Source organism: Phocoenobacter atlanticus subsp. cyclopteri, from assembly GCF_018343795.1.
Classification (GTDB): Bacteria; Pseudomonadota; Gammaproteobacteria; order Enterobacterales; family Pasteurellaceae; genus Phocoenobacter; species Phocoenobacter atlanticus.
Map to the genome: position 1 here is coordinate 1,625,981 of NZ_CP074346.1, position 11,814 is coordinate 1,637,794.

The window sequence follows — 11,814 nt, forward strand, 5'->3', positions numbered from 1 at the left end:
TCTCCAAGATAAAAAATAAGCGGTCAGTTATTAATTAAAATTTGCAAATTTTAGTAAAAATCAGACCGCTTACTTTTTTAGTGTTTTATAATATATAAGTTTTTCAAAAAGATATTATCCAATGGATCTTTACCACTATAACCTTTCACATAAGGTTTTGCTAAGCGAACATTTACATAGTTATAAATTGGCACAATCGCAAAATCTTTTGCTAACTGTTCTTCTGCTTTCGCATATGCTTCAGCACGACTAGCAGCATCTTTTGCCTTATAAGAACTATTTATTGCATCATCGTAACTTTTACTGTTATAAAAAGCAGTATTATTACTTGAATTAGACAAGAAATAATTTCCAAAGGTTGTCGCTTGGTTATAATCTGCACTCCAACCTGCACGAGCAATATCATAGCTAGCATTATGACGGCTATCCAAATAGGTTTTCCATTCTTGGTTTTCCAGTTTTACATTAACTAAGCCTTTGGTATTTTGTTTCCAAATAGAAGCAGCTGCAATGGCCACTTTTTTATGGTTATCACTAGTGTTGTATAAAATTGTGAATTTAAGTGGATTTGCTTTGCTATATCCTGCTTCCTCTAACAACTTAATTGCCTCAGCATTACGTTCTTTCATACTCTGTTTACTGTATTCAGGCTGTTGAATTTTTTCACCTTCTTCAATATAAGTTGGAGTAAACACATAAGTTGGGGTTTGACCTTGTCCCATTACTTTATCTGTAATAATTTTACGATCTAAGGCTAAATTTAATGCTTTGCGCACACGAATATCGGTAAATTTTTTATTATTTATTTCATAAATATAAGTTGCCAATGTCCTTACAACAAATAATTCATCTGGAATTTCTTTTTTGAATGTAGAGAACTGTTCTGGTGGTAAAGCGTAGCTAGTGATATCTAAATCAAATGCACGATAACGAGCCACATCAGTAGTTGGATTAGGAATTTCTAAGAAAGTGGCTTTATCAATCACAGTTTCTTTATCATTCCAATAAAATGGATTACGAACAAATTCAATTTTTTCATTGATGACATGTCCAGCTAATTTATACGCACCATTACCGACAATTTTTTCTTGTTTAACCCATTGTTCCCCAAATTTCTCGACCACTTTTGGGTTTACAGGTAGGAGCGATGAGTGAGCCACTAAGCCAACCGCATAAGGTACAGGAGCACTTAAATACACCACAAATGTATGATTGTCTTTGGCTTCGACACCTAAAGTTTTTGCCTCTTTTTTACCGTCAATAATATCTTGGGCATTTTCAACTTGTAAGAATGTCACATAACTTGCATAAGGTGAAGCGGTACTTGGTGACACAACACGTTGCCATGAATAAACAAAATCTTGAGCAGTCACAGGATCGCCATTCGACCACTTGGCATCATCACGTAAATAGAATGTCCAAGTTTTAAAATCATCAGAACTTTCCCAAGATTTAGCAACTCCTGGTTCAATTTTTCCATCTGAATTTTTAGTTACCAACCCTTCAAATAATTGATAAACGACTTGTGATTCTGGAACCCCCTCAATTTTATGAGGATCAAAACTAGCTGGCTCTGCCCCATTATTGATAGTGATTTCTTGTTTTTTTGCAAGCTCAGTACCTTGTGGCACATTTGCTGCAATTGAATAGTTTGAAAGCCCAACTAAAACAGCTGTGGCTAATAAAGAACGAATAAAATATGTTTGCATAAGTAACTCCTTTTTTTTATTTTAAATTTGCTTCTATTTCCAGTCAAAAGTAAGCTCAATATTTCTACTATAAAAAAACGATTTTGTAAATAGCTAATTGTTAAACATAATGATATCTTCTTTAAGAACATCATAAAAAATTATATTTTTCCCTAAAATTTACTTACTCAAATATAGACGTATTCAAGTTCAATCTTAAACTTTGATGAAAAATGAGAAAGTTTTATTAAAAAGTATGATCTTGCTCTAATTTATGTCGGAAATATGCTATCTGATACTTGTTTTTTATTATAAAAAACGATAATTTACGTAAGTTTTTTTATTATTAGGAGGTTTAAATTATGTCGGAAGTGACTATTGATAATAAGATTAATCCTAAGGTGTTAAATCACCCAGCGGGATTATTTGTGTTATTTTTTACTGAAATGTGGGAACGTTTTAGTTACTACGGAATGCGTGCATTGTTAGTGCTTTTCTTAGTTTCAGCCCTTGATGAAGGTGGTTGGGCTTGGTCTCGTGAAGATGCGGGTGTGTTATATGCGTGGTACAGCTCATTAGTTTATTTTACACCCTTAATCGGTGGTTATATTGCAGACAGTTTAACGGGTGCAAGAGTTGCCATTGTTGGTGGTGCATTTTTAATGACCTTAGGGCATTTATCCCTTGCCTTTGAATTTGCTGGACAATGGTCATTCTATCTTGGTTTAACCTTGCTTGTATTAGGTAACGGTCTATTTAAGCCAAATATCTCGACAATGGTCGGTGATCTTTACAAAAAAGAATCGAAAAAAGACAGTGCTTATACCATTTTCTATATGGGTATTAATGCAGGTGCATTTTTAGGTATTATGCTTTGTGGTTATGTAGGTGAAACTGTGGGTTGGTCTTACGGCTTCGGTTTAGCGGGTATCTTTATGTTATTCGGTTTACTTCAATTCTACTTCTCAAAAGCATTATTCGGTCAAATCGGTTCACTGCACAAAAAAGTCGTTGCTGAAAATGCAGAAAGCAAAGAAGTAACAAAAGAATCTCTTACTGGAACAGAAAAAGATCGTTTAATTGCAGTAGGTGTATTTGCATTATTCACTATTGTATTCTGGTGGGCATTTGAGCAAGCGGGTTCATCAATGACCATTTTTGCAAAAGACTATACACAACGTGTTTTAACGGGTGAGTGGGCGACTATCTTTGTATGGGCAAACTTCTTCTTAACGGTTGTACCAGTGATTATTGTCACTTGGGTTTTAGGTTTATTAGTTAAACAAACTTTCTCAAAAATTGCACTATCAAACAGTTTCTTAATGACCAGTTTTGTGATTATTTGGGGGATTGTGATTTGGAAATTATACGGTGAATTTAGCTCAACGGATCAAATTGAAGTACCTGCTTCTTGGTTTGGTATTTTAAATTCATTCTTTATTATCGCATTTGCACCATTAGTTTCTAAAATTTGGGATACTAAATTCAATCCATCAGGTCCAATGAAATTCGCAATTGCAATGATCTTACTCGCAGCAGGTTTTGGTTTCTTAGCTTATGGTTCAATGAGTATTAAATCAGGTGTTGCAGAGGCATCAGTTTCAATGTTCTGGTTAATTGCAGCTTACTTCTTACATACAATGGGCGAATTATGTTTATCACCAATCGGCTTATCTTATGTAAGTAAATTATCACCAAAACGTTTCGTAGGCTTAATGTTCGGTGTTTGGTTGTTTGCCGCATTTATCGGTAATTTATTATCAGGTTACACTGCAAGCTCAATCGATGCATTAAATGAAATGATGGGATTATCAGGCTTCTTCTTGCTATTTACATTAATTCCAGTAGGTGCAGCAGTGATTATCGTATTAATGTCTAAATTCTTGAAAAAACGTATGCACGGCGTACACTAATTAAAGGATTAGTAAAATCTTATGAAAAACCCACCGCTTTGGTGGGTTTTTTTATGGATATTTTTAATCTTTAGAAAAAGTAGGTAAAGAAAGTTGCCATTTTATTGCGGTTAAACGAATAGCTAATACTACTACAATTCCGACAATAACATTTACAAAACGTGGTAAGTGAGAATAATCTAATAAACAGTATACAGTAGCGCCCATAATACAAGCAGAGGCATAAATTTCTTTTTGAAAAATAAAGGGAATTTGACCTGCCAATACATCTCGAATTGCACCACCACCACATCCTGTGAGTGTCCCCATTAATACCGCAACAGTAGGGGAAAAACCATAATGCAGTGCCTTTTCAGCCCCCATAATAGCAAAAAATGCTAATCCAAAAGCATCAGAAACGGGCAAGATATACCAAGGTAGACGGGTAGGTTTTTTAGTGAATACAATCATTAGTATACAAGTTGCAATGACCACCCAAATATAGTTATTATCAGTAAGCCAAAAAACAGGAACATCTAATACAATATCTCGAATAGTTCCCCCTCCAATGGCAACGACACTCGCCAACACTAAAACCCCGACAGCATCCATTTTTAATCTAAATGCCATTGAAACACCAGAAACCGCAAAAATAGCCGTACCAAGCAGATCGACAATATATAGAAACATTTATTCTCCTTTAAAATCAAGCGGTAAGATAGTTATCAAAATTTGCAAATTGATTCTTTAGTATTGCCAGTCTTTTGGATCAATACCTAGTTCTTGCATTTTTAACTTCGCTTCTTCTGGAATTTCATCGTGACGGGCTTTCATTAAATCTTCATCTGTTGGAAGGGGTTGCCCTGTAAAAGCATGTAAGAAAGCCTCACAAAGCAATTCACTATTGGTTGCGTGGCGGAGATTATTTATTTGACGACGAGTTCGCTCATTCGTTAAAATTTCTAGTACTTTCACTGGAATAGAAACGGTGACTTTACGAACATGTTCACTTTTCTTACCGTGCTCAACATAAGGGCTAATATATTCGCCACTCCAATCTGCCATTTAAGGGGTCCTTATAATTTAATAATAAATTTCAAGGCTCATTCTAACAAATAATGAATATAGCCGTCTAGACTTCTTATTCGTTTTTAAGCATAATTTAACAGATGTTGATGCAATTAAATTTTATTGTAGGGTTTTGTTTGCTTTATCTGCGACAGGCGTACTTTTTTGTGGCTATATAAAATAAGCGGTAAGATAATTCTAAAAATTTACAAATAATTGATCACATCTCACCGCCTCTAACTGATTAAGTTTAAGCTTGTATCATCACGATCTTTTTTCTATAATCTTACTGTTCTCATTGGGGTGCTGGTAAGCGGTTACATTTTAGTGACTTTTTACAAAAGCTGAGAAATACCCATAGAACCTGATCTGAGTAATATCAGCGTAGGGATTTGAGGCAGTTCAATTTAATTATTCTGTTTTAAATCCTTCTATTTTTATTTTTTAGAAGGAAATCAAATGAAACACCATCAACTCGTTATCCTTTCCACACTTGTATTATCCACTACGGTTTTAGCGAATACGCCAACATTAACGGTTTATACCTATGATTCATTTACGGCAGAATGGGGAGCGGCACCAGTATTAACACCTTTTTTTGAAAAAGAGTGTGGTTGTAACCTGAAATTTATGCCATTTCAAGATGGTATTACAATGTTTAATCGTATTCGTTTAGAGGGTAAGAAAACGAAAGCAGATGTAATGTTAGGATTAGATAACTTTTCGTTGCAAGAAGCGGAAAAATCAAACTTATTCGCTAAACATCAATTAAAAATCGTTGATTTAAATTTGCCACAACAATGGACGAATGACACTTTTTATCCTTATGATTTTGGTGAGTTTGCGTTTGTGTATAACAAACAAAAATTAAAAACCCCACCTAAAAGTTTGGCAGAATTGGTCAATCGTCAAGATATAAAAATCATTTATCAAGATCCTCGCACCAGCACAGTTGGGCGTGGTTTATTAGTCTGGATGAACAGTGTTTATGGCGATAAAGTAAAAACAGCGTGGCAAAATTTAGCTAACCATACTGTGACTATCGGTAAAGGTTGGTCTGAAACTTATGGTGCATTTTTAAAAGGTGAATCTGATATGGTATTAAGTTATAGCACTTCGCCGCTCTATCACCATTGGTATGATAAAAATGATGATTATGTTGCAGCAGATTTTTCTGAAGGGCATTTATCTCAAATTGAAGTAGCCGCTATTTTGAAAAGCAGTAAACAACAAAAATTAGCCCGCCAATTTTTGGCTTTTTTACACAAAAAAGAAGTACAAAAAGTGATTGCGACACATAACATAATGAAACCTGTTATTGTGGATTATATTGATCCTGCTTTTGCGACTATGCCTGTATATAAAGCCTTAAATGTATCTTTACCTAATGTAGATACATTAAGAAAATGGCAAGCAGAATGGCAAAGTGCAGTGGCTAATTAATAAATGTAAAACGTATGATTGTACAAAATATATAGCAAATAGACAGGGCATACCCTGTCTATACAATACTTACACATCAATGAATTATATGAAAAATTGATATTATCTTAATTTTAATCTGTGATATATATCACAAAAATCAAAAAATCATCCCTAAAATGTAAAAAAATCATCCTTTTCTATGCCCTCAATCAAATGTATATTTTTGGGCAGGTTAATCTTTATCCAAAACTATATAAATCAACTAATATAATGGGGTGTTTTATGAAAAACCATACATACATACATACATACATACATACAAAAAATCTTCTCTTTGCTTGGCTATAGGGTTAGCCCTCGCCTCTTGTCAGGTTTATGCAGCTCCTACTGATTTTCAAGATGGTTATGTGGGGCATTATAATGATACCTGTAACGGTAAAATACCCGATACCACTTTTGTTAAAGTATTGCTCGGTCAAGGAGCGATGGTAAATACAGATCCTAATAATCCAAACAGTGATGATTGTCGTCCTAATAATGTGGTTGCAGTTGGTCACAATGCTATTGTAGGAGCAGATAACACCATTGCCATTGGTCATAATGCTCAAGCAACGAAACGGGAATTTGGTCCAGAGCCAACAAGTGCTATTGCAATTGGACGAGATGCTCATTCTATGGGTATTAATTCATTAGCAGTTGGTGCAGGGGCAAAAGTCATTGGTGATCATTCGATGGCATTTACAACCTTTAATCCACTTCCTGAAAATATACCTCAAAATGCTAAACCAGAAGATATTATGAAAGGAAATAATAGTATTGTAATGAGTACAAATTCTGCTCAGAGAAATATTGTGAATGCAAATATGGCAACACTTATTGGTGGTGTAAATAATAAAATTGATGGTGGCACTTATGGTGCTATTTTAGGAGGAGAAAATAATTATGTTGCAGGAGAATATGCTTTAGCATTTGGTAAAAATAATATTGCACAGGGAAAACATTCCTTGATGGTTGGTTTAGATAATAACAAAAGTCATCGAGATGGGATTGAAAGTAATAGTAATAAAGCAACATCAGATGGCTATGTAGCAATAGGTAAACAAAATGAAGTGGATGGCTGGTATGCTTTTGGGTTAGGCGAAGAAAACCACTCCTATGGGTTTAATTCAACAGCATTGGGATATCGTAATAAAGCCATTGGTGATGGTTCAATTGCAATGGGGGGCTATAACGATAAACAACCTGATCAAACCTATAAATTTATTGATGGTGCTCAAGCACTTTCAAAAGGAGCAATTGCAATAGGTGCGGGAACAATAGCTGGTTTCGCCGATAAATCTGCATCAGAAGATATTGTTCGGCAATGGCGACAAGGTACTGAAGAAGCCGTTGCTATTGGTTATAGATCAAAAGCAGTGGCAAATAAAACAATTGCCTTAGGTTTTGATGCTGAAGCGAATATTCAAGGTGGAATTGCATTAGGATCATACGCAAAAGCTATAGGAATGCCGGGTACTAAAGGAATAGATGTAAGTGGTAGAAATGGAGCAGATGATACAGCAACTTGGAAATCTACATTAGGTGCATTAGCAATTGGTGATACTGATGGTACAAGTAAATACACAAGACAAATTACAGGACTAGCGGCAGGTACAAATGATACTGATGCGGTTAACGTTGCCCAATTAAGACAAGCGGTGACATTACCTACTATCAGTTTTTATAATGGTGGTTCTTTAAATGGAGCAAACTATACGCAAGGAACGGATATCAATCTTTCTAGTCTTGCTTTTGATTTTGGTGATGGCTTAAAAGTTCAAAAAACAACAAAAGACGGTAAAGATATTGCCTTAGTCACATTAGATAAAGATGCACTTAAAAATGATCCTAATTTTAAGGGAGATAAAGGGGACAAAGGAGAAAAAGGTGATCAAGGTATTCAGGGGCTGAAAGGTCCTAAAGGAGATACTGGAGCAAAAGGTGACAAAGGCGACCAAGGTATTCAAGGACCTAAAGGAGACACTGGAGCAAAAGGTGACAAAGGCGACCAAGGTATTCAAGGGCTGAAAGGTCCTAAAGGGGATACTGGTGCCAAAGGAGAGAAAGGCGACCGAGATATCCAAGGACCGAAAGGTGACAAAGGAGATAAAGGTGATCAAGGTATCCAAAGCCCTAAAGGTAGCCATACTAATAATAGTGCAACAATACCAAATAGTAAATTTGATCAGCTAAATATTGGTAATGTGATTATGAAGAAAACAGATACTGGTAAGATCACTATCCATATGGGGAAAAATCAAATTCACGGTGTAGCTAACGGTACCGCCCCGACGGATGCTGTTAATGTTTCTCAACTTAATGAAGTCAAAAATACGATTAACTATGTTGAAAAACAAGCTAATAAAGGTATTGCTGGCTCAATGGCAGTAGCAGGTTTACCACAAGCTTATTTACCGGGTAAAAATATGGTTGCTGTTGCAGGCTCAAACTACAAAGGAGCGAATGCTATAGCAATAGGTATTTCAACAATTTCTAATGATGGAAAATGGATTATTAAAGGTTCGCTTAATTCAACATCTGGTGGAAGCGTTGGTACAACATTAGGTGCTGGTTATCAATGGTAATTCTGTTGATTTAATGTAGTTTGATAGGTTTAGGGAGACTATAAAAATAACTATGTATCTGTTTTAATATACAAAAAACATTAAGGTGGATACTAACATGAAAAAAACAAATATAACCGACCAAATCGAAGCCCTACTTGAACAACTAGATTCACAAGAAGATATCGCAAATGCAACTCAGCTATTGCACAAACGTTTCTTTGAGAAATCACTCAATGCTGAATTAGATGAACATCTTGGCTATCAAAAGAATGGTATACGTAAAGGTAGCAATAGCAGAAATGGGGTGACATCCAAAACAGTCTATACCGAAGAAGGTAAATTTTCTATCGATACTCCGCGTGATAGAGAAGGGACTTTTGAACCTGAAATCATCAAAAAACGACAAACAAGAGTACCGACACTCGACTCAAAAATTATCTATTTATATTCACAAGGAATGAGTACCCGAGAAATCACTGAAACCGTGTCAGACCTGTATGGGACTGAAATCTCACCTACACTGGTATCACGTGTGACAGATGCACTATTAGATGATGTTATCGAGTGGCAATCTCGCCCCCTTGATGATGTCTATCCTATTGTTTATTTAGACTGTATCGTTGTTAAAGTCCGTCAAGATAAACGTGTGATTAACAAGGCAATTTACCTTGCCTTAGGCATTAATATGCAAGGACAAAAGGAGCTTCTAGGGTTGTGGATATCTGAAAATGAAGGAACTAAATTTTGGTTAGGGATGCTGACAGAATTACAAAATCGTGGTGTAAAAGATATCCTTATTGCTTGTGTTGATGGTTTAACGGGCTTTCCTGATGCGATTAATACCGTTTATCCAAAAACTAAAATCCAGCTTTGTATCGTCCATATGGTGCGTAATTCTATGAAATATGTGCCTTATAAGGACTATAAAGCAGTTGCTCGAGATTTAAAGAAAATTTATCAATCTGCGACAGAAGATGAAGCCTTGCAGGAATTAGAGAATTTTGCGAATACTTATGATGATAAATATCCGCAAATATCACGGTCTTGGTATAAACACTGGGATAACCTGAATACCTTGTTTAACTACCCACAGGACATCAGAAAAGCCATTTATACGACGAATGCTATTGAGTCTGTCAATAGTGTTATTCGCAAAGTCATCAATAAAAGAAAATTATTCCCAACAGATGACTCAGCAAAAAAAGTTGTTTATCTGGCTATTCAAAATGCCTCTAAAAAATGGACAATGCCAATTAGAGACTGGAAATTAGCTCTCAATAAGTTTATGATTGAGTTTGATGATCGCTTAGCTGATTATCTTTAACTAAATTGCAGTTACACAGTTTAGGAGACAGTCTCGGTTTAGGGTTCAAAGATAGTTTTGAACCCTATTTTTTCATATCCCCTCTTTTGGAGAAATGAATTATTTTTTAGCTTGTAGTATATTCCCAATCAAAAATGCGATTAATCCAACAAATATCGCTGGTACAATAGCGTGGAAATTAAAGAGTTTAATTTCTGTTATCACTAACATACCATAACTCCCTAAACCACCTATCATAGAGAAAATAGCCCCCATTGCATTGGCTTTTTTCCATAAAAAACCAAGTAGAATTACCCAAAAGAAAGTCGCTTCTAATCCTCCTAACGCATTTAAATTTAGCCAAATTAACATATCAGGTGGATTGAGTGCTGCAATAATAAGTAATAAGGTAAAGATTAAGGTGGTTAAGGTAGAAAGTCGTTTAATTTTGGTTTCGTTATGAATAGCTTCTGGTTTGATGGCAATGTATAAATCTTTAATTAACGTTGAAGAAGCTTGGATTAACATTGAATCAATAGAAGACATTATGGCTGCCATTGGTGCTGCCAGAAAAATACCTGCTACCATAGGAGGCATTACTTGTAGCATTAGTGTTGGAATAATTTTATCAGACACCGTTAAATTTGGATCTAAAGCACGCCCCAGCACACCAGATAAATGCATTCCTAACATTAAAAATGCGACAACAACGGTTCCAATAATAATGCCTTGATGTAATGCCTTGCTATCTTTATACGCCATACTTCTGACCACAAGGGTTGGTAATCCCATAATTCCAAAGCAAACAAGTACCCAAAATGATAACATAAAAGTAAAATCCAGCGGACGAGCTTCAATCCCATAAGGGCTAATTAAATTTGGATCAATATTTTCTAATGTTTTGATTGCAGCACTTACCCCACCAGTTGCATAAATGACTCCACCAAGTAATAAGGTGGTTCCCACTATCATTACAATACCTTGAATAGTATCCGTGAGTACGACGGCACGAAAACCACCAATAAAGGTATAAATTCCAACGGTTAACGCAAAAATTAAAATTGCGGTTTGATAGGGAATACCTAAAGTTGTTTCAAGTAAACGTCCTGCACCAAAAAATTGCACCGTCATCATTGCAAAGAAAGAAATCAGTAATGAGAAACTGGCGACCCAAACAACAAAACGATTTTTATAACGTGCATAAAGTAAATCATTAATAGTGACGCTGTTAGTTTTACGTGCCAATATGGCAAAGCGTTTCCCTAACACCCCTAAAGTTAATATAACCACTGGGACTTGGATCATTGCCAATAAAACCCAACCTAAACCAAATTTATAAGCCGCACCTGGTCCGCCAATAAAAGAACTTGCACCTACATAAGTTGCCGCTGTTGTCATTGCTAATACAAAGCCAGACATTGAGCGACTACCCATATAATATTCGTTTAAGAAACTTTGTCCTTTACGTTTTTGATAAGCGTAAAATGCTACACCAAATACAAATAGCAAGTAAGCAATTAAGGGAACTAACATATCAAGATTCATCATCTACCTCAAGGTCCATTTCTTTGTAAACGACTTTTACAACAGTAAAGGTGATAAAAATGAATAATAGAGGGAAGTAAATACAAGCAAACTCAAACCAAATAGGAAAACCTAACATTCCTTTGCCTGCTGGAGAAAAATAACCAAATCCAACCCAACCCACAATATAAAAAACAGTAAGAGCCAACGCCCAGCGAGCTTCTTTAAGAAGCTGTTGAGTAACAGATAATTTCATTAATTGTTCCTTGAAGCGGTCATATTTTTATAAAAATTTACAAAATGTTAAC

Annotated in this window: 9 protein-coding genes and 1 riboswitch; of the genes, 4 read left to right on the forward strand and 5 right to left on the reverse strand. The window is 35.4% G+C overall.

The window, feature by feature from the left end:
* Positions 1-77 precede the first annotated feature (77 nt).
* Positions 78-1,709 carry an ABC transporter substrate-binding protein gene (locus tag KGI96_RS07840; RefSeq protein WP_213156422.1) on the reverse strand — a complete coding sequence of 544 codons (1,632 nt, stop codon included), beginning with the start codon at positions 1,707-1,709 and terminating at the stop codon, positions 78-80.
* Positions 1,710-2,050: 341 nt separating this feature from the next.
* Here KGI96_RS07840 and KGI96_RS07845 point away from each other — a divergent pair, with 341 nt between their 5' ends.
* Positions 2,051-3,601, forward strand: coding sequence for a peptide MFS transporter (locus KGI96_RS07845; RefSeq protein WP_211597009.1), 1,551 nt, complete (start codon positions 2,051-2,053; stop codon positions 3,599-3,601).
* Between the two features lie 63 nt (positions 3,602-3,664).
* Here the strand turns inward: KGI96_RS07845 and KGI96_RS07850 are convergent, their stop codons facing one another.
* Together KGI96_RS07850 and metJ are read right to left on the reverse strand one after the other, a co-directional pair.
* Complete coding sequence (locus tag KGI96_RS07850; RefSeq protein WP_211597008.1) at positions 3,665-4,270, reverse strand: trimeric intracellular cation channel family protein; 606 nt, start codon at positions 4,268-4,270, stop codon at positions 3,665-3,667.
* A 57-nt stretch (positions 4,271-4,327) separates the two neighbouring features.
* A complete protein-coding gene (gene metJ / locus KGI96_RS07855; RefSeq protein WP_211597007.1) occupies positions 4,328-4,645 on the reverse strand; it encodes a met regulon transcriptional regulator MetJ in 318 nt (105 codons plus the stop codon).
* A gap of 292 nt (positions 4,646-4,937) precedes the next feature.
* Positions 4,938-5,057: riboswitch (TPP riboswitch) on the forward strand.
* A 50-nt stretch (positions 5,058-5,107) separates the two neighbouring features.
* Between metJ and thiB the strand changes: the two genes are divergently transcribed.
* The 3 genes from thiB (at position 5,108) to KGI96_RS07870 (ending at position 10,003) form a co-directional block, all read left to right on the forward strand.
* The gene (thiB, locus tag KGI96_RS07860; RefSeq protein ID WP_211597006.1) at positions 5,108-6,091 is read left to right on the forward strand and encodes a thiamine ABC transporter substrate binding subunit; all 984 of its coding nucleotides are present in this window, start codon (positions 5,108-5,110) and stop codon (positions 6,089-6,091) included.
* A gap of 320 nt (positions 6,092-6,411) precedes the next feature.
* Positions 6,412-8,697: a YadA-like family protein gene (locus KGI96_RS07865; protein ID WP_213156423.1), complete on the forward strand. Its 2,286-nt coding sequence runs from the start codon at positions 6,412-6,414 to the stop codon at positions 8,695-8,697.
* A gap of 97 nt (positions 8,698-8,794) precedes the next feature.
* Entirely contained in the window at positions 8,795-10,003 is a 1,209-nt protein-coding gene (locus tag KGI96_RS07870) for an IS256 family transposase (protein WP_213156424.1), read from the forward strand.
* A 99-nt stretch (positions 10,004-10,102) separates the two neighbouring features.
* On the opposite strand, the gene panF is transcribed toward KGI96_RS07870, so the two are convergent.
* Both panF and KGI96_RS07880 read right to left on the reverse strand, forming a co-directional pair.
* Positions 10,103-11,527 (reverse strand): sodium/pantothenate symporter, encoded by a 1,425-nt coding sequence (gene panF / locus KGI96_RS07875; RefSeq protein ID WP_211599095.1) that lies wholly within the window; start codon positions 11,525-11,527, stop codon positions 10,103-10,105.
* Positions 11,517-11,762, reverse strand: coding sequence for a YhdT family protein (locus tag KGI96_RS07880; RefSeq protein ID WP_211599054.1), 246 nt, complete (start codon positions 11,760-11,762; stop codon positions 11,517-11,519). The genes panF and KGI96_RS07880 overlap by 11 nt, the downstream gene beginning before the upstream one ends.
* Positions 11,763-11,814 lie beyond the last annotated feature (52 nt).